Here is a 19,650-nt window from a genome sequence, read left to right as displayed (position 1 = left end):
GTCGATCAAGATTTTTAAAAGCGTTATTTCATTATGTCTGAAAATACTCCGAACACCCCGAATCAAGGTTACGGTGCTGATTCCATTAGAATGCTCAAGGGCCTTGAGGCTGTCCGCAAACGTCCCGGCATGTATATTGGAGATACCTCCGATGGTACAGGTCTTCACCATATGGTGTTCGAAGTTGTCGATAATGCCATTGACGAAGCCCTGGCCGGTCATTGTGATGACATCGTGGTCACCATCCATACCGATAATTCCATATCCGTTACCGATAATGGCCGTGGCATTCCCACCGACATTCACAAGGATGACGAATTTCACCGTAGTGCCGCTGAAATCGTGATGACCGAATTGCATGCCGGTGGAAAATTTGACCAGAACTCCTATAAGGTTTCCGGTGGTTTGCATGGTGTGGGTGTTTCCTGCGTGAACGCCCTGTCAGAATGGCTGCGCCTGACTATTCGCCGCAATGGCCAGGTTCACCAGATTGAATTCAATCGTGGTGAACGCATTGAACCGCTTAAGGTAGTTGGGACGACCGATAAAACCGGTACTAAAGTGCATTATCTGGCTGACAGTACTATTTTTGACAACATTGAATATCACTACGAAATTCTGTCCAAGCGCCTGCGTGAATTATCGTTCCTGAATAACGGTGTCAAGATACGCTTGGTAGACGAACGGCAGGGCAAGGAAGAGGATTTTGCTTTTTCAGGTGGGGTAAAAGGCTTTGTTGAATACATTAACCGTAGCAAAACGGTATTGCATTCCAATGTTTTTAATGTCTCCACCGAATCGGATGCCGGTGGCGCGACTATTACGGTTGATGTTGCCATGCAATGGAATGACACCTATGGCGAAAGCGTGCTTTGCTTTACCAATAACATTCCACAGCGGGATGGCGGTACCCATTTAACCGGTTTGCGGGCAGCCATGACACGCAGCCTGAACAAATATATTGCCGATAACGAAATGGCCAAAAAGGCCAAGGTTGACACAACCGGCGATGACATGCGTGAAGGTTTAAGCTGCGTACTGTCGGTTAAGGTGCCCGAGCCCAAGTTCAGCAGCCAGACCAAAGACAAGCTGGTTTCCAGCGAAGTACGCCCGGCGGTTGAAGAAGCGGTGTCACGCACGCTTGAAACCTGGCTCTTGGAAAATCCCAATGACGCCAAAGCCATTTGCGCCAAAATCGTAGAAGCCGCCCGTGCCCGCGAAGCCGCCCGTAAAGCGCGCGAAATGACACGCCGTAAAAGTGTTCTGGAAGGTGCTGGCTTGCCCGGTAAACTGGCCGACTGCCAGGAAAAAGACCCGGCCAAATCTGAACTGTATATTGTCGAGGGTGACTCTGCGGGGGGTTCGGCCAAACAGGGCCGTGATCGTAAATTTCAGGCCATTCTTCCCTTGCGCGGTAAAGTGCTTAACGTGGAAAAGGCCCGTTTCGATAAACTAATCGCCAGTGAAGCCATTACCACCCTCATTACGGCACTGGGTACCAGCATTGGCCCCGATTTCAATATCGATAAACTGCGTTATCACCGTATCATCATCATGACTGACGCGGACGTTGACGGCGCACACATCCGGACCTTGCTGTTAACGCTGCTGTATCGTCAAATGCCCGAACTGGTTGAAGGTGGCTTTATTTATATTGCCCAGCCACCTTTGTACAAGGTTAAATTTGGCCGCGAAGAACGCTACCTGAAAGACGCGACCGAAGAAGCAGAATTCATGCAGCAGGTTGCCCTTAAAGATGCCGGCCTGATTCCACAGCAAGGCGCAGAGCCCATTACAGGCGAAGACCTTGAAACCCAGGTTCAGCTTTATGTTTCGGCCGACCAGGTGATTGACCGCCTGTCACGCATCATGGACGCCGCTGCCTTGTCAGCCATTGCCGAAGGGGTACAGATTAATCTGGATAATGCGGAAAACGCTGCGAAATCGGCCCGTGACCTGCAAGAGGCCCTGTTTGACCCGGCCATGCCACATGCTGTTACTGTAGAAGCGGAATATGATGCTGAGCTGGACAAACACCGTTTGGTTCTCAAGCGCATTCATCATGGAAACGTTCGTGTCTGTGTGTTTAACCAGGAATTCATGGGTAGCAAGGATTATGCCGTCTTGTCCCGTTCAGCCGAGACCCTGTCAGGGCTGGTTGGCGAAGGTGCGCTTGTGTATCGTGGAGAAGGTGAGCGCCGCAAAGAGCAGTATGTGAATGATTTCCGTGAAGCCGTTCAATGGCTGCGCAACGAGGCTGAGCGTGTGGTGACTAAACAGCGCTATAAAGGTCTGGGTGAAATGAACCCTGAGCAGTTATGGGAAACCACCATGGATCCTTCAGCACGCCGTTTGTTACGCGTCAAGATTGAAGACGCCCTTGCTGCCGATAGCATCTTCACGACGCTGATGGGCGATCAGGTGGAACCACGCAGGGAGTTCATTGAAAGTAATGCGCTGATGGCGGCTAACCTAGATATTTAATATTTGTTAGTTTCGGGAATAGTTGGCCAGGTTTTATAAATAAGTTGGATAACGAGGTTTTGGGACATTAAGCGGCTGCCTGAAAAGGTAGCCGTTTTTTATATGAATACGTGGGTCGACCGTTAATCAACGGTCTTGAATCGTCAATATTTGACATTGCTTTATTAAAAATAAGGACTACCCTGAGAATCTTAGCGGCGGTATTATGGTTTGTGGCATTAATTTTGGGTATTCGGCTGAAGAAGAGGCTTTGGATGCGCAAGGTAAAACAAAAGCGCCAGAGCCCTTATCTTTTTTTTCTGATGAAACGACCAATAACAGTCGCTTTCGCACTCGTGTATTGAATTGGTTGTCCGGTTGGGGAATTCAGCTAGAAACGCAGCCTGGTAAAGAAGGCCCTCGTGAGCGCGCTTTTTGGCAAACCAACTGGTCGGACACACAGACACGAAGTGTTGATAGCCACGAAAAAATCAATTTTGAAACCTTGGTTAACGATGCTGACGGTATTTTGGAGCTCATCGAACAGCGGCGCCCATCGGTGATTATTTTTGTAGGTAGTCAATTAATTGAAGCATTGAACGATATCCGGTTACGTAAGCGTGTTGAGACAATTCTTGGGCCAAGGCCTGGTAATGCCCAAATTGTACGTTCTAAACCAGGTAGTAATGGCAGCACTTTCAAGATGCTTCTCCAGACTTTTGGTGACACATCAATAGTGTCTTTGCCGCACCCGCAGACAATTGGGTTAACAAATGAACAGGTCGCTTCTTTTTCGCTTCCCGAAGAAGTTAGGGCAAAAATATTACGTTGATATCTTGCGATTGATTTTCGGAAAGTATATTTATGCTTTCCTGGCCTTCTTTCGCGAAACCTATTTTATAGCTGCTTGGGTAGCTATTTTCATCTTGAACGTCCGCAAAATACAGCGGACGTCAAGGCATAGAAGAGAAAATGCTTGCCTTTATTAATATTCGTAACGCTAAATATTAGTTATCCAAATTTCAATTAATAAGCTTGTTTGGCATATGGTTGGCTCCATTTACGTACCAACAAAACTGCCATTCATCCAGAGGCCCAGGGATAGGATGCGAGAGCGTCTTCCCATATGCTTACCAAACGGGTTCAGATGCGTTTTGCTTGGCTGTTGGGCTACTTGCTTCACGCAAGACCAGTTCAACCCCAAAAAGGCTTAATACCTGTAGCAGGCAATCCGCACTTATTTTATGAAAGGCTTGTAACAAAATGGGGAATTGTTCTGCAGTGCGCACAGTAAATTCTGACATACAAACCTCAAGCTGTATATTTATTTTACGCAATATAATCTGTATTTTTAAGATGTTAAATATTTGGCAAACTGCTTGGGATCGGTTAAATGCAAAAAATATAATAGGGTTGCCAGAGTTAAACCGGCAAATCCATATTGCTGGTACGAGCTGCTGTTACCAAAGGGTCATTCAGCAGAATATGGGCGAACTGGCGGACTAAATCGGGCTGGTTGGGTTGTTTTGCGTGAACCAGGTATAGCTCTCGTGCAGCCCAGACATCGGTGATTGGCAGTACAACAATGCTCTCCTGTTTTAGGGCCTGACGCGCAGTACTGGCCGGTACAATGGCGGCGCCTACATTTGCCTGCACAAGGTATAACAGGGAATGAAAATTCTGCACATGGACCCTGACACGCATGGGTTTGCCAATTAATCTGGCCTGATGGCTTAAATATATAAAATTGCTGCTGCTTTTTTCTACTGAAACCAGGTCATATTCTAAAATTTGCTGAAAAGAAACTGTTTTTTCCATGGCAAGCGGGTGCTCTGGCGCAACAGCACATACCAGTTTGTCAATGGCATAAAGTTCACGTTGCAGCCCGGCTCGTTCTTCAAGTCCTGCACCAACACCAATATCAGCAAGACCCTCTTCGATGGATTGCGCAATCGTAGGACTTTCCTGCTCTTTCAAGTCAACATTGACACTGGTATTGGTAGTAAGAAAACGGGCAAGGCTGGGGGTAATGAAACTGTTCAGGCTACTGCTGTTGGCCAACAACCGGATACTGCCACGCAGGTTGTCAGCGTAAGTTCCCAGTTCCGCATGCATGGTTTGTACATCGGCAAGCAGTTTCTTGGCATGTCTTGACAACACTTCCCCGGCAGGGGTCAGCATCATGCCTTTGGAAGTGCGTAAAAATAGGGGGCTGCCAACCGTATACTCAAGGTTTTTAAGCCGATAGCTGGCAGAAGAGGCCGTCATGTGCATGATGCCAGCCCCTTGCGATAAGTTGCCGGTTTCAACAATCGCCTGAAACAGGCGCAGGTCTTTCAGTTCATAATGCACGTTTCACTCCTTCCTGATACAGGAGAGATTAGTTTTAACTATTCCATCATACTGATTTTTGCCTGCTCATGCATGCAACACAACAGACTTTAGCATCATGTCACATTTATTTTAAATTTGAATTATCAGGATTTTTTCTGTTTTGATTGTACAAATTCATTCATGTAACGTTGCGGTTCACCGGTTTCAAATGCTTTGGCAAATTCATCAACGCCATTAAGAATTGATGTCTCAAGAGGCTCACTTTCCCATTCGCGTAGCAAGCGTTTTTGCTGCGCCAGTGCAACCGGGCCAAATCCTGCCAGCAATTGTGCCACACGATTCACTTCTTCATCCAGTTGGTCTGCTGCTACCACACGATTCAACAAGCCGGAAGAAAGTGATTCCTGGGCATCCAGAATTTCACCGGTAAGCAATAACCAGTTGCTGCGCGCCTGGCCAACCAGTCGTGGCAGCAGGGCAGCATGAATAATGGATGGAATACCCACTTTCACTTCTGGCATACCAAGTTTGGCCTGATCTGAACCAATACGCAAGTCGCAGGCTAATGCAAATTCCAGGCCCCCACCCAAACACCAGCCGGGTATGCGGGCAATTACCGGGAATGGCAGATTACGAACCCCGTCACAAAGTTGGCGTAATTCATCAATAAAGTTACGGGCGGACGCTGCATCAAAATTAGCCATTTCCTTAATATCCGCACCGGCAATAAAGGCTTTTTCACCATCTCCACGAATAACCACCACCCGGACACCTTCCTGTTGCCCAGCTTGTTGCAATGCGGCACGCAAAGCTTTTATAACAGGTGTGCCCAGAATATTCAGGCTACCCGCATTGATAATGCGCAATGTAGCGACACCGGTCTGATCTGTCGAAAGATCAGCATACTGTTCCCAATTTATATTATTCATTTTCTATATTCCTGTCAGAGTTTTTCAAAATTAATGTCGTTGACGACTTGTTGCCAGCGTTGGTTGGATTCCTCAATCATGGTAGAGAAATCAGCCCGGGTTGTGTAGTCGGGAACAGCACCCTGTTGTTCGATTCTCTTGATAACATCAGGATCAGCCAAGGTTTTCTTAACCGCCTGATTCAGGGTCTCCAGAATATCGTCTGGCACCCCTGCCGGGGCAGCCAATCCAAACCATGAAGGGGTATTTAGCTGTGGATAACCCACTTCTGCATAGGTTGGCACATCTGGAAATTGCTTAACGCGTTCCGGGGCAGCAACAGCAAGTGCCCGTAACTTGCCAGACTCAAGATGACCGGCAGAAGAGGGCAGGTTGTCAAATACAACATTGATTTGTCCTGCCAGCAAATCTGTCAGTGCAGGACCTAGCCCTTTATAAGGGACATGCAATACATCAGTCTGCGTCACGCTCTTGAACCGCTCACCAAAAAGATGGCTGTAACCACCATTTCCTGAAGAACCAAATGTATATTTATCGGGATCGGCCTTCAGCATATCCACCAATTGCTGGAAGGTTTGAATAGGGGAGTCGGCATTGATATCCAACACACCCAGTACATTTGCCAGGTTGCTGATAGGAGAAAAGTCTTTGACAGGATCATAAGAAGGTGTTTTCTGCACACTCGGATTAACAGCGTGCGAGCTTTCTACTGCCATAACCAGTGTATAACCATCTGGTTTCTCTCTTGATGCAGACAGACTGCCAATAGCACCACCTGCGCCAGGTTTATTAATAATGACAACAGACTGGCCTAAGGCCTCACCCAGTTTGGGGGCCACAATACGTGCAATCAAATCGGTTGTACCACCCGGTGCATAAGGCACAACCAAACGGATAGGTTGGTCTGGATAGGCGGCCAGTACTGAAGTAGTTATTACCGATAATGCACCTGCGGCAATAACAGTGGTCCATTTTTTTGATTTAGGTTTCTGCTTCATGTGAAAGTCTCCTTAAGGTTTTAAGTAGTAATCAGCCATTACGCTGTTTAATCGTTCAATATTTTTGTTTGTTCGCCCAGCAGCGGCGGCGGGTTTGTTAGTACTGCCTGCCTGCTGGCACCAGATAACATGGGGTTGCCAACCAGCTTCAGCTCACCCAGTACAGGATGTTGCTGGATGGTAAGCATGCCACGGTGCTTGACCTGCTCGTCATTAAAAACTTCTTCAAGGGTGTTGATGGCACCCCATGAAATACCCATTTCGTCCAGGGCCTGCGTCCAGTATGAACGGGGATGCTGAATAATGATGTCAGCCAGAACAGTGCGTAAAGAGGTCAGGTTATTAATGCGAGCGGAATTGGTGGAGAACCGCGGATCAACAGCCAGTTCAGGACGCTGGCAGAATGTGCAGAAGCGGGCAAATTGCGCATCATTACCGGCCGCTAGAATGAAATAACCGTCGGCTGCCCGAAACACTTCGTAAGGTGCCAGGTTTGGATGAGCGTTCCCACTGCGTTCCGGGTTCTGTCCTGAAACAAGGTAATTGGCCGCCTGGTTGGCGTTCATGGCAACGGCAACATCCATCAGCGCAAGGTCCAGCCATACGCCCTGTCCGGTTTGAACACGCTGGAATAATGCCGCCAGGATGGCGGAGGTGGCATACATACCTGTACTAATATCTACCACCGCCACACCCGTACGCAATGGCCCGGCACCGGGCATGTCGTCAGGATGTCCGGTATAGCTCATCAGGCCACCCATGCCTTGAAAGATATAATCATAGCCAGGGCGGGATGCCTTCGGCCCGGTTTGGCCATAACCGGTAATGGAAGCATAAACCAGCTGCGGATTGATCGCTTTCAGGCTGTCATAATCCAGCCCATAACGCTTGAGGGTTCCGGCCCGATAGTTCTCTACGAGTACATCGGCGTCACGTATGAGCGTCAGCAATTTTTCACGATCATCCGGGTTTTTAAAATCAAGGCAAACTGACTGCTTACCGCGGTTGCAGCACATGAAATAGGCCGACATGGATTGGCCATCAACGCCTTCCTGGTAGGGAGGACCCCATGAGCGGGTGTCATCTCCCAAGCCGGGTTTTTCAATCTTGATGACGTTGGCACCCAAATCTGCCAGATTCTGGGTACACCAGGGGCCTGCCAGAATACGGGACAGGTCTACGACACGGATGCCATTTAATGCGTTTGCAATCATATTTAATATGTTCTGATCTTGAAAAATTATTTCCAAGTCTACTTGCTCATATCAAGCATGATCCAGTTCAAATTTGCGAAAGCGGCGTTCGTGATTATCTAATCTGATCAAATTAATGGAAAAAATACTCAGCAGGCTTTGACTGCGATACTATTTTTATGTCTTAGTCTATTAATCAAACTTTTTATTTTTTGCATATGAATACACTCATTCCTAGTGGTTTTGAACCCTGGCAACCCAATAGCCCTTTCATGCAATATATTGCCAATTTAGGCACTTTACACATGAACAAGGAAGGTAATGTATTGGCACTTTTCATTCAGGACAAGCATACCAATATGCATGGTATTGTGCATGGCGGTATGCTGGCAACGCTGGCTGACTGTGCCTTGGGTCAATATATTGCAAAACAGGCACAAGCACCTGTCGTTACGGTACAGATGTCGGTTGATTACCTAAACCCGGTCAAATCAAACGATTGGCTTGAAGCCGAGGTAATCATAGATAAAAAGGGCCGTGGGCTGATTTATGCCACCTGCCTTATCAAAGTAAAAGATAAAGTCATGTTCAAGGCCAATGCGGTGTTTCTGGTACGTCACGCTAAACCGTAAATGCTCGGGCACTCATCTCGCTAAGTTCCCGAAAAACCGGTATGAATTTATTTTTTATTCAACTTGTAGTTCAGCTTGGTAGACATGGGCTGGCCGGTTTGCCTGTCTCTTGCTTCAATATAACCTTCGCCCACAAAATACACGCTGTTTTCCGCGTTATCATCCAGTCGGATCAACGATGGACTGGTTTTATCAAACTCAAATTTGCCACTGGTTTCAAAAACCTTGTCACCCGGGCGATTCGTTATATATTCCTGGATTAGCTTGTAAGTCTTGTTCGGCAGCAATTCCAGTTTCATTTTAATGCCTTCGCAACTGGCGCAAGGAAAGATACCTTCATAGGTACCGTTCCAATCAAGGGCAATTTCTGCCGTATGCATATCAGGCACCGTATTTTCCTGAACCGGGTTATTAGCGCACCCAACAACCATAAAAGAAGTCAGCAAAATAGCCAATCCTGTTTTTTTCATTTCGAATTTGCCTTATCAATATTAAAAATAAACGTCATATCCAGTTTAAGCTTGTCTGAATAGCAAGTGTGATCACAGTATCTGGCACCGTGAATTGTTTGACAAGGTCCAGAAAACGCCAACATGCTACCTACCCCATAGCGGCCACTGTACGATATGGCCTGGTTGTTCGTGTGTGTTCAGGAAAAGCCTACTCCTTTAGCCAGAAGTTGTCTATGACTGCATTTTTTTGCTATTGCAGAAAGTAACGTGATCAAGCTGTGTCTTTCTTATGTTAAATATCCATAACAAGTCTGGATACTTATTATTTCAACAAAAACCAACGTATTCATGACAAAATCATTTTAAAGGTCATGATAAGTACATAACCAATCATGATGAATAAATCGTTACACGAAGCACGCTTTAATTTTTATGAATAGCGTAAAGCATATGCCTTTGAAATAAGTATTTCATATCAAATAATATTCATCAATATATATTAACTATAATAGCAATAAATTATTGCAACTTTATATTTAATATATATGTGCTATATTTGAATCATCAAGCGTTTCCACAATGCAGGAAACCACTACCTACCAATGGAGAAATGTAATGAGCCAAGATATCAAGAAATGCCCCGTTACTCACCTGACCACCGATTTCGGTGCGCCCGTACCCGATAACCAGAACAGTTTAACAGCCGGCCCACGCGGTCCCCTGCTGGCCCAGGACGTATGGTTGCATGAAAAACTGGGCAACTTTGCCCGTGAAGTCATTCCAGAGCGTCGCATGCATGCCAAAGGCTCAGGCGCATTCGGTACCTTTACCGTTACTAATGATATTAGCAAATATACACGCGCAAAGATTTTCTCTGAAGTGGGTAAAAAAACCGAAATGTTTGCCCGTTTCACGACTGTTGCCGGCGAACGCGGTGCCGCTGATGCTGAACGTGATATCCGTGGTTTTGCCCTGAAGTTTTATACCGAAGAAGGTAACTGGGATATGGTGGGTAACAACACACCCGTGTTCTTCTTCCGTGACCCGCGTAGTTTCCCCGACCTGAACAAGGCCGTTAAGCGTGACCCACGCACCAACCTGCGCAATGCCACCTATAACTGGGATTTCTGGACACTGCTGCCAGAATCTTTCCATCAGGTTACCATCGTGATGTCTGATCGCGGTATTCCAAAATCATATCGTCATATGCACGGTTTTGGCAGCCATACCTACAGCTTCATCAATGCTGAAAATGAACGTTTCTGGGTGAAATTTCACTTCCGTACCCAGCAGGGTATTCAAAATCTGACCGATGCCGAAGCCGAAGCCGTGATTGGCAAAGACCGTGAAAGCAACCAGCGTGACTTGTTTAATTCAATCGAAAGCGGCGAGTTCCCGAAATGGACAATGTGTGTCCAGATCATGCCGGAAGCCGATGCTGAAAAAGTGCCTTATCACCCATTCGACCTGACCAAAGTCTGGCCACATGGCGATTATCCCTTGATTGAAGTGGGTGAGTTTGAACTGAACCGTAACCCAGAGAACTTCTTCATGGATGTAGAGCAATCCGCCTTTGCACCAAGCAACCTGGTTCCCGGTATTAGTGTGTCACCAGACAAAATGCTGCAGGCACGTTTATTCAACTATGCCGATGCCCAGCGTTACCGTTTGGGAACCAACTATCAGCAAATTCCGGTAAACCAGGCACGTTGCCCGGTATATTCCAACCACCGTGACGGGATTGGCCGTGTTGATGGTAACTACGGTGGTTTGCCACACTACGAACCAAACAGCTTCCATCAATGGCAGGCTCAGCCCGAGTACAAAGAACCACCATTGAAAATTACCGGTGATGCCGATTTTTGGGATTACCGCCAGGATGACGCAGATTACTTCAGCCAGCCCCGTGCGCTGTTCAATTTAATGAGTGACGAACAGAAACAGGCCCTGTTCAACAACACGGCGGGTGCCATGGGTGACGCACTTGATTTCATTAAGTACCGTCATATCCGTAACTGCTATGCCTGTGACCCGGCTTATGGTGAAGGCGTGGCCAAAGCACTGGGCATGACGGTTGCCGATGCCCAGGCTGCCCGTGAAACCGACCCGGCCAAAGGCCAGCGTGGTTTTCTGTAAGCACCTGCTGAACCAGGCTTAAGGCAAACCAAACCGTTTGCCAGCCTATAACCCCCTCAAGCGGAATTTCCCTTTCCGCTTGAGGGGTTTTTTTAATGAGTCACTACTTATCAGATTGTTGTAAAACTTATTGCTTCACAAGCTACTCATCATCAATTGATCCCTACCTATATATCTTGATTTATATAATTTATTTATTATTTGATATAAATAATTAATTTATATTCTTAATCAATTAACAATAGAATAGATCATATAAATTTAATAACAATGTATACAGGAGACAAAATGGCAGAAAGTATTTTGATAGGCTGTGGTGCCGGTTTTTCTGGTGATCGGGTAGATGCAGCACAGGCTATTGTTAAAACATTAATATCACGACAGAAAAAAAGCGTGCTTATTTTTGAAATGCTGGCTGAAAGAACGCTTGCATTGGGACAATTGGCAAAGAACCAGAATGCCCAACTGGGTTATGAACCCCTGCTGGAAGATATTCTCACTCCGATTTTAAAAGACTGTGTAGCGCATCATATTCCGATTGTCAGCAATTTTGGTGCTGCAAACCCATCAGGCGCTGCCCGCCTCATCCAGAAATTGGCAAAAGAACAAGATATTCATCACCTGAAAATTGCTGTCATTGAAGGTGATGATATTCTCAATAAAATAAATCTGTCCGAATTACAAATATGGGAAGGAGATCTTGAGCTTTCCATATCTGCCGATGATCCGATTGCCGCAAATGTTTATATCGGTGCTGAATCCATTGCCCAGGCCCTGACACAGGGCGCTCAAATAGTAGTGACCGGCAGGGTGGCTGATCCTGCTTTAACCGTTGGACCAGTAGTTGAGCATTTCGACTGGGGTTGGCAGGATTGGGACAAGATTGCCGCTGCTACCATGGCAGGGCATTTACTTGAATGTGGTTCGCAGGTAACCGGGGGTTATTTTGCCGACCCGGGTTATAAAGACGTACCCGATCTGGCCAATGTCGGTTTTCCAATTGCCGAAATTTTTGAAGACGGACGGGTTATTATCAGCAAGGCAGATAATACCGGTGGCCTGGTAAGCATACAGACCGTCAAGGAACAGCTGCTCTATGAAATTCACGATCCTGCCAATTACTATACACCTGATGTCATCCTGGATATTACTCAGGTAGCGTTAACAGAAACAGGCCACAATCAGGTTGAGCTCACCGGGGCCAAAGGAAAACCACGACCTGATACCCTGAAAGCTACCGTGTCCTTTATGGGTAGCTGGTTTGGTGAAGGCGAAATCTCTTATGCTGGCCAGAATGCGGGTAACAGGGCAAAACTGGCTGCAAACGTACTAAAAGAACGGGCCGATAAACTTGATGCTAGGTTTGACTATCGGCTTGATTTGATTGGAGCCGTAAGTGTGCTTGATTCCAATAAAGCGGATTTGCTTGCTTCCATGCCGTTAAACCAATTGACTGATGTACGGGTACGCATGGCGGTTAACGGCGCAGATAAAAAAAATGTGGAACGCTTGATGAATGAAGTTAATGCCCTGTATTGCTGCGGTCCTGCTGGGGGAGGTGGGGTACGCACCAGTGTGAAAAGCAGTGTCAGGACCGTATCTTATCTGGTGCCACGGTCATTGATCTCAACTCATTTTCATTTTATACAGGAGAATTGAATGGCGAACCTTATCGTTAAATTGCATGATATTGCCCATGCCCGGGCGGGCGACAAGGGCAACCGTTTGAACATTAGCCTGATTCCCTATGATGGCACGCATTGGCCAGCTCTGCTGGAGCAAATCACTGCAGAAAAAGTACATCAATGTTTTATGCATCGCGGGGCAACCCATGTTCAGCGATATGAGTTACATAATTTAAAAGCATTGAATTTTGTGATTGACAATGTATTGGAAGGAGGTGTGAATTCAAGTCTGAATCTGGATAAGCATGGCAAATCCAATTCTTTCAGATTACTTGATTTGGAAGTTACTATTTAAAAATCATTTAAAAAAAGACACAGGAGACAAAATGAATAAATTCAATAAACTGCTTACCGTATCAGTACTGGGTTTTACTGTTTTTTCCAGCCCGGTAATAGCTAACACCTATCCCGAAAAACCCATAACATTCGTAGTTCCGTTTACAGCGGGCAGTGCAACCGATAAACTGGCACGTGTATTGGCCGGCGAGATGGCAAAATCATGGGGACAAAGTGTTGTCGTGGAAAACAAGGCGGGGGCAAGTGGATTCATTGCCGCGCAAGACGTTGTCAGAGCGGCGCCCGATGGCTATAAGGTATTTATTACGTCAAACACGACTCATGCCAGTAACTCCGCCTTATTTAAAAGCCTGCCATATGATCCGGTCAAAGATTTTGAACCCGTTTCAAAACTGGGTACGATTCCCATGGCATTGGTTGTCAATCCTGCCAGTATTCCAGCCAAAACCGTCCCTGAATTTATTCAATACCTGAAAGATAATCCCAATAAATTCTTTTTTGGCAGTGGCAGTACGTCAGCCCGAATGAGTGGGGAATTGCTCAAGATTATGGGAAATGTACAAATAAGTAATGTTGAATATAAAAGTAATCCCCAGGCCGTTGTTGATACTGTTGGAGGACAGGTTCACATGATGATTGCCGATGTAGCCACTACATTACCCCTGGCACGTGAGGGCAAGCTAACTGCATTGGCTGTTTCAACTCGTGAAAGAACGGAGGTTGCTCCGGATTTACCTACACTTGACGAATCCGGCCTGAAGGGATATGAAATGGTTGGCTGGTTTGCTTCCTATGTACCGGCAGGTACACCCAAACCCGTTGTGGATAAACTTAATCAGGAATTCAACCGAATCCTGAATGATCCGGCAACCAAACAGAACTTCCTGACAATGGGTATTGTGGCTGAGTCCAGTACGCCTGAGGCACTGGCCGAATTCCAGCGGAATGAAACCGAAAAGTGGCAGGATATTGTTGCCAAGGCAGGGGTTACTGTTCAATAATATTTATTTAAACGCTTTTATATGGATATCTCAACCAAACACCTGAAAGCGTTCAGGGTATTGGCAGCTGAAAAGAACTTTACAAAGGCTGCCAATCTCTGTCATTTAACCCAGCCAGCCTTAAGTGTCCTTATTCAAAACCTGGAGCAGCTGGTTGGTACAAAGTTGTTTATCAGAAATACACGTAATGTTGTATTGACACCGGAAGGCCTGTTATTTGAAGCCATTGCAGATGAATTGTTGCAAAACTTTGAAAATGCCTTTACCGAGCTCAAACAGCATGTTTCCAGACAAACCGGCCAGGTTTCAGTGGCAGCCTTGCCATCCGTTTCCGTAGGCTGCCTGATTCCTGTTGTGGCCAAATTCCGGCAAGAGTATCCGGGCATCAGTGTTTCCCTGTTTGACGTCAGTGCAGATGAATGCCTGCGCCTGGTCAATGAAAAGAAAGTTGATTTTGCCCTGACTTCCGTCGTGTCACTGCACCCGCAATTGTCCTGTGAGAAATTATGTTCAGATTCATTTTTCCTGGTATGTTCAAAAAACCATTCCCTGGCGTCCAGAAAGAAACTGACACATAAAGAAGTGATGAAATATCCGATTATCCAGTTTGCCAAATCCACCAGTATACGGCAGCATCTGGATGCCTCTTTCTATCCGGAAAAACTAGTTTCTGATATGGAGGTTTTCAACCTGTCCACCGTTGCCGGCCTGGTCGAAAACAATATTGGCATATCAATTATTCCGGAAATGGCACTGTTTCCATTCATCAAACCATCCATCCGGGCGATTCCTCTTGAACTGGCTATCCCGAACCGGATTATCAGCCTGGTCAGGGTCAGGGAAAATGCGCAATCCGTTGCCGCACTAACCCTGATTGATTTATTGAAATCAACATTTTCCCTGAACCCGGAAACATCATCATAATTTTCCCGATGGTCTCCTGACTACTACAATAATTCTGAATTACTCAAAATTTGAAGCTGATACCCCCCGACACGCTCCTGCCATTGCCCGTCAGAAAGGTGGGCATCATGGCCGTGGCGGTATTGCGAATGACATAACTACTGGCATAGGTGTTGTCGGTCAGGTTATCGGCTGCAATATAGGCACTCCAGTGTTTGTTATGCTCATACGCGATCTTAAATCCCAGCAGGGCATAGGAATCTTGTTCTGTCCCGTCTATATTGGCATGGTTGGTAGGTGTTTTGGATGCCATCCAGCGCACATTGGGGCCAAAACGCCAGCCGCCCGTGCGGTACATCAGTTCAGCGCTCAGCATATGCTTGGGCACACCGGCAATCTGGTTACCGGCAAATTCACCGCCACGGAAGCGGAAATCACTTAAGGTATAGGCCAGCCGGTAATCAAACAACCCATTGCCAAACCCCGGCAGAACACCATTAATACCGGCTTCTATACCCTGGTGTCGGGTTTTTCCACGATAGTTGAAGGTTCCTGCTGCCGTTCCGTTTTCAGTGCTGACAGACATCAGTTCATCTTTCACCTTGCTATGGTAAAGGGACAGCGACCAGTTCATGGCATACTGCTCACTGCCAAAACGGCCATCTGCACCTATTTCATAAGTCAGGGCCCGTTGCAGGTCAAGCTTGCTCAATGAGGTGGTGGCTGATGCCGGGTTCATGGGGTTGGGAACATCACCGTTAATAATTTCCCAGTAAGTGGGTGCCTCATTACTGCGGCTGATGTTGGCATACAGTCTTAAGCTGTCCGAGGGTTTCCATATCAAGCCGATTCTGGGGCTGGTATAAGACCAATCCTGGTTCAGGTTGGCACTGCCATGACGGCCATCAACATTACGGATTGCCTGGCTGAATTTGATATCTGCCACCGCACTCCAGTCGGGGGCAAAATGCCAGTTCAGGCCCAATAGGGCATTACGGTTTTCAGCCTTCATTGAATAGCTGCCAAAGCGTTGCATGCGGCTGCCATTGGCCGGATTAACAGCGTACAGGTCACGGTCCATATCACTGCGTGACCAGTTCAGGGCCACACGGTAATCAACGGATCCGGCCTGGCCAGCAAGTTGCCACTGGGCTCCATAGGTATGCCCGTCGGTTGGCGTGGAAACCAGCGGACTGGTGAAAGTGTCATCAATCGTTTGCCAGTACAGCCCAAAAGTCTGGTTCAGTGCCTCGGTGCCCCAATAACTTTGATTGGCCACCCTGAATTGCGATGATTTGCGATTCGGGTCCCGCAAATAAATATTATTGACCCGGTCAAACTGTTCGTTATAGTCACCCAATACACTGCGCGGATCGTCATACATGCGGGCTTTGGGAATAACGTTGGGAATATCAAATTTGAGATCGGTATAGGACAGATAGGTTCTGTTCTCAAAATTATCCCGTCTGAAGCCCAGATTGGCATTGAAACTGCTTCGTCTGGAGCTTGAATGGTGGCGATATCCATTCGATTTGTCATGGCTGAAACTAATACGCCCGTCAAACGTGTCACCCTCCAGGCCAATCTCCCCATTCACGCCCCAATAACCAAAACTGCCCAAACCGATACCAATCTGGTTGCCTTCCGTACCAGTCAATGACTGAAAGTCAAGCTCGCCACCCAGGGTAGTGGCGGAGGGTGAAATGGCGTTGGCACCACGGCGTACACTAATCAGGCCACTGTTGCGGGGTTCCAGAAAACCAATCACAAATGAACCATCCGCTTCATTCAGTGGCAGGCCATCCTGCATGAGCAGTACGCCTCGATTGACCGGATTGCTTTGAATGCCTGAACCACGAATATTCAGGCGGGGCTGGTCAATACCCCCGAAGAAATCCTGCACAATAATACCCGGCTGATGGTCCAGTGCATCACGCAATACATTCAGGCGGATATGTTCCTGTGGTTTGACAAGATTGGTGCCACCCGGTACCTGGTTAAGCCTGGCCTGTTCACGATCCGTGTCCACACGCAACGAAGAAGGGTTTTCCAAGGTGGCTCTGATGGCGGGTAAAGTAACGGTTTCCTGGGCAATTGCACTATTGGCCCAGACAGCACTTAATACAACAATAAGTTTAAGTTTGTTGAATTGATGGGGAACTGACATGATAAGGACTATCCTAACAACGTTTGATAAAGTAAATCGGCCATTTTTTTTCTTGCTTCATCGTCCTGCAAGTGATCGGGTTCAAATGGTCTTAAACGACCCTGCTCAACCAGTACACAACGATCCGTTATTTCCACCAGTTCGTGCGGATTGTGACTGATGCATAGCATGGCAACACGGTTCTGCTCCAGATACTCACTGCATAGCTGGCCCAGGCTGGCCCGCAGGCCCGGGTCAAGCGCACTGAAAGGTTCATCCAGCAACAATAAATCCGGTTCCATGGCAAATGCCCGTGCCAGTGCCACACGCTGGGCCATACCGCCCGACAGCTGTCCCGGCCATTGCCCGGCAGCATCCCGTAAACCCACTTTTTCCAACCAGTATCCAGCACATTCCCGTGCCTGATTTTTGGCCATTCCCTTGGCACGCAAGGGAATGCAGATATTTTCTATGACCGGGCGCCAGGACAATAATCTGGGCTCCTGAAAAACCAGTATGGGATTCAGAAAGGTATTGCTTAAACGGCCAGAATCCGGCTGCAACAAACCGGCAGCCAGGCGCAACAGGGTACTTTTGCCGGCGCCGCTAACCCCCAGCAAACCAACCTGCTCACCCGATGCCAGGGAAAAACTGATATTGTCCAGAACGGTTTTGCAGCCAAACCTTACTGAGACATTGTCCAATTCAAACATGGTCATTCTCCTGCCATTGACGCATGCGGCGCTGCAAGGGTTGCAGCAGGACAAACTCAATCACGGCAACCAGTAACAAAACCAGAATGATCCAGGTAAATATCTCGGTATTGTCAAAAACACTCTGGGCATTGGCCAGGGCATAACCCACCCCGCTTTCCGCACCCAATACCTCTGCCATTACCACCATCCGGACACCACCGCAGGCAGCAATCAGCAACGCAGCGGTCAGAGGGGCAGTCAAGGCAGGCAAATATAAATGCAACAACTTGCGCCAGCGTCCGAAACGGTATACATGCGTCATTTCAACCAGATTGCGATCCACCTGCAACATGCCCTTAACCGTATTCACATACATGCCTGGCGCCATCATAAGTACGGTCATGAAAATCACCATGGGTGAACCCAGACCAAACCACAGCATGGATAGCATCACCACTACTACCGGCGGCATCGCCATTAATACCCAGCGCAATGGTTCAAGCAGGCCACGCAGGCAAGCATTATGTCCGGCCAGCACACCCAGGATAAAACCAATAAGACAACCGCACCCGACCCCAACACCGATGCGCCACAGGCTGACACTGGCATTGTCCAGAAAATGCGTACTTGTTAGCATGGGTACCAGATTTTTAAAGGTATCCAGGGGTGAGGCCATAAGCATGGGGCCCAGATACATGGCCGCTATTTGCCAGCCGGCCAGTATGAGCAATACGCCAATGCATGACCATAAACGGGAGGTTGGCCCGGTCTGTTTCTGCATGACTGTTTTCATGGTCCGTAAAATTCCACTGCAGGCATTTTGTTACCCACTGCCTTGGGAAAACGCTTACCCAGCAAACCATACAGATTTTCCAGTTGCGGACGGATCTGGTTGGCAGACAGGCTTTCCAGACGGGTAACACGAATGGCTTCTTCTACGGCAGGAACAGGCAGATGCGGGATATGCCGGTTCACCATTTCCGCACATGCCAGGGTATTGGATTTGCACCACCTGGCCGATTCGGCATACGCCTTGTCCACGGCCTTAAGCAATTCCGTATCCTGGGCCACATTCGAATTGGCCATCAGGCCGGCCTGGGGCAATTCAGCCTTGTTCGGGAAGGTTTCGCGCCAGGCTTCTTCCAGGCTCTGTACCCGGAACAGTTCCCGTTCACCCTGTTGCCGGTTGCGCCATAGCAGCATGGCCGCCATGGGTTCCACCAGCAAGGCATGTTGCCCCTTGCCCGACAACATCAAGGTAATGGCATCTTGTGCATCCCGCACGGGGCGCAGCTTGACGGTTTCCTGGCCTGTGTTTCTGGCTGCCAGCAAGGTATCCAGCAACACGGAAGGCAGATCACGCTGGAAGGGCACCAGCAACTCTTTGCCTTTAAGATCATCAAACCCTTTGACGTCCGGATCACTGCTGACCAGCCACAAAATTCCCCATACTGAAATATTCAGCAGTTTGACTTTTTCACCCAGATTAAACATGAGCGCTGGCAAATTGACGGGCGCCGCCGTCAAATCAATTTCCTTGCGGGTTAACAGGGCACGTAATTGGTCCGGTGATTGCCACAACCTGAAGGACAGTACTTCGGTGTAATCTTGCAGAGCATTGGTTTCAAGCATATGCAGCAAAGGGTAACTGACAACAGCTGCCGGACCACCCAGCGTTAATTTTTTATAAGCGGGGGCGGCATGGGCCGGCAATTGCCATAGCATTAAAAATAAAAATAAACACCGGGAAAAGACGATAAATTTTGATAATGAAAAAACATTCATA

The 19,650-nt window shown here is 47.6% G+C and carries 18 protein-coding genes; 8 read left to right on the top strand and 10 right to left on the bottom strand.

Annotation, left to right across the window (positions count from 1 at the left end):
• Positions 1-33: 33 nt before the first annotated feature.
• Together gyrB and JHL22_RS02530 are read left to right on the top strand one after the other, a co-directional pair.
• Positions 34-2,484 (top strand): DNA topoisomerase (ATP-hydrolyzing) subunit B, encoded by a 2,451-nt coding sequence (gene gyrB / locus JHL22_RS02535; protein ID WP_200233477.1) that lies wholly within the window; start codon positions 34-36, stop codon positions 2,482-2,484.
• Positions 2,485-2,689: 205 nt separating this feature from the next.
• Entirely contained in the window at positions 2,690-3,295 is a 606-nt protein-coding gene (locus JHL22_RS02530) for a hypothetical protein (protein WP_200233476.1), read from the top strand.
• 298 nt (positions 3,296-3,593) lie between these two features.
• On the opposite strand, the gene JHL22_RS02525 is transcribed toward JHL22_RS02530, so the two are convergent.
• The 5 genes from JHL22_RS02525 to JHL22_RS02505 form a co-directional block, all read right to left on the bottom strand.
• Positions 3,594-3,767, bottom strand: a complete 174-nt coding sequence (locus tag JHL22_RS02525) for a hypothetical protein (protein ID WP_200233475.1) — start codon at positions 3,765-3,767, stop codon at positions 3,594-3,596.
• Between the two features lie 118 nt (positions 3,768-3,885).
• A complete protein-coding gene (locus tag JHL22_RS02520; protein ID WP_329610617.1) occupies positions 3,886-4,815 on the bottom strand; it encodes a LysR family transcriptional regulator in 930 nt (309 codons plus the stop codon).
• Between the two features lie 125 nt (positions 4,816-4,940).
• Complete coding sequence (locus JHL22_RS02515) at positions 4,941-5,726, bottom strand: enoyl-CoA hydratase (protein ID WP_200233474.1); 786 nt, start codon at positions 5,724-5,726, stop codon at positions 4,941-4,943.
• Positions 5,727-5,740: 14 nt separating this feature from the next.
• Complete coding sequence (locus JHL22_RS02510; protein WP_200233472.1) at positions 5,741-6,724, bottom strand: Bug family tripartite tricarboxylate transporter substrate binding protein; 984 nt, start codon at positions 6,722-6,724, stop codon at positions 5,741-5,743.
• Between the two features lie 47 nt (positions 6,725-6,771).
• Positions 6,772-7,938 carry a CaiB/BaiF CoA transferase family protein gene (locus JHL22_RS02505; RefSeq protein WP_200233470.1) on the bottom strand — a complete coding sequence of 389 codons (1,167 nt, stop codon included), beginning with the start codon at positions 7,936-7,938 and terminating at the stop codon, positions 6,772-6,774.
• A gap of 197 nt (positions 7,939-8,135) precedes the next feature.
• Here JHL22_RS02505 and JHL22_RS02500 point away from each other — a divergent pair, with 197 nt between their 5' ends.
• Entirely contained in the window at positions 8,136-8,549 is a 414-nt protein-coding gene (locus JHL22_RS02500) for a PaaI family thioesterase (protein ID WP_200233468.1), read from the top strand.
• Positions 8,550-8,596: 47 nt separating this feature from the next.
• Here the strand turns inward: JHL22_RS02500 and JHL22_RS02495 are convergent, their stop codons facing one another.
• On the bottom strand, positions 8,597-9,019 hold the full coding sequence (locus tag JHL22_RS02495; protein ID WP_200233467.1) for a copper resistance protein NlpE: 423 nt from the start codon (positions 9,017-9,019) through the stop codon (positions 8,597-8,599).
• 597 nt (positions 9,020-9,616) lie between these two features.
• Here JHL22_RS02495 and JHL22_RS02490 point away from each other — a divergent pair.
• The 5 genes from JHL22_RS02490 (at position 9,617) to JHL22_RS02470 (ending at position 15,044) form a co-directional block, all read left to right on the top strand.
• Positions 9,617-11,137, top strand: coding sequence for a catalase (locus JHL22_RS02490; RefSeq protein WP_200233465.1), 1,521 nt, complete (start codon positions 9,617-9,619; stop codon positions 11,135-11,137).
• A gap of 288 nt (positions 11,138-11,425) precedes the next feature.
• Complete coding sequence (locus tag JHL22_RS02485) at positions 11,426-12,796, top strand: acyclic terpene utilization AtuA family protein (protein ID WP_200233463.1); 1,371 nt, start codon at positions 11,426-11,428, stop codon at positions 12,794-12,796.
• The gene (locus tag JHL22_RS02480) at positions 12,797-13,117 is read left to right on the top strand and encodes an AtuA-related protein (protein ID WP_200233461.1); all 321 of its coding nucleotides are present in this window, start codon (positions 12,797-12,799) and stop codon (positions 13,115-13,117) included.
• A 31-nt stretch (positions 13,118-13,148) separates the two neighbouring features.
• The gene (locus tag JHL22_RS02475) at positions 13,149-14,120 is read left to right on the top strand and encodes a Bug family tripartite tricarboxylate transporter substrate binding protein (RefSeq protein WP_200233459.1); all 972 of its coding nucleotides are present in this window, start codon (positions 13,149-13,151) and stop codon (positions 14,118-14,120) included.
• Positions 14,121-14,141: 21 nt separating this feature from the next.
• Positions 14,142-15,044, top strand: coding sequence for a LysR family transcriptional regulator (locus tag JHL22_RS02470; RefSeq protein ID WP_200233457.1), 903 nt, complete (start codon positions 14,142-14,144; stop codon positions 15,042-15,044).
• A gap of 43 nt (positions 15,045-15,087) precedes the next feature.
• On the opposite strand, the gene JHL22_RS02465 is transcribed toward JHL22_RS02470, so the two are convergent.
• Genes JHL22_RS02465 through JHL22_RS02450 form a run of 4 tightly spaced genes read right to left on the bottom strand, consistent with a single transcriptional unit; the run spans position 15,088 to position 19,589 of the window.
• On the bottom strand, positions 15,088-17,190 hold the full coding sequence (locus JHL22_RS02465; RefSeq protein WP_200233455.1) for a TonB-dependent receptor family protein: 2,103 nt from the start codon (positions 17,188-17,190) through the stop codon (positions 15,088-15,090).
• A gap of 8 nt (positions 17,191-17,198) precedes the next feature.
• Positions 17,199-17,882: an ABC transporter ATP-binding protein gene (locus tag JHL22_RS02460; RefSeq protein WP_200233452.1), complete on the bottom strand. Its 684-nt coding sequence runs from the start codon at positions 17,880-17,882 to the stop codon at positions 17,199-17,201.
• Positions 17,875-18,645, bottom strand: a complete 771-nt coding sequence (locus JHL22_RS02455) for an ABC transporter permease (protein ID WP_234041063.1) — start codon at positions 18,643-18,645, stop codon at positions 17,875-17,877. The genes JHL22_RS02460 and JHL22_RS02455 overlap by 8 nt, the downstream gene beginning before the upstream one ends.
• A gap of 8 nt (positions 18,646-18,653) precedes the next feature.
• On the bottom strand, positions 18,654-19,589 hold the full coding sequence (locus tag JHL22_RS02450; RefSeq protein WP_234041062.1) for an ABC transporter substrate-binding protein: 936 nt from the start codon (positions 19,587-19,589) through the stop codon (positions 18,654-18,656).
• Positions 19,590-19,650 lie beyond the last annotated feature (61 nt).

The sequence above is a fragment of the Advenella mandrilli genome (assembly GCF_016595155.1).
GTDB lineage: Bacteria > Pseudomonadota > Gammaproteobacteria > Burkholderiales > Burkholderiaceae_B > Advenella > Advenella mandrilli.
Note: the sequence above shows the minus strand (reverse complement) of the source record. Positions and strands in the feature narration are given on the sequence as shown.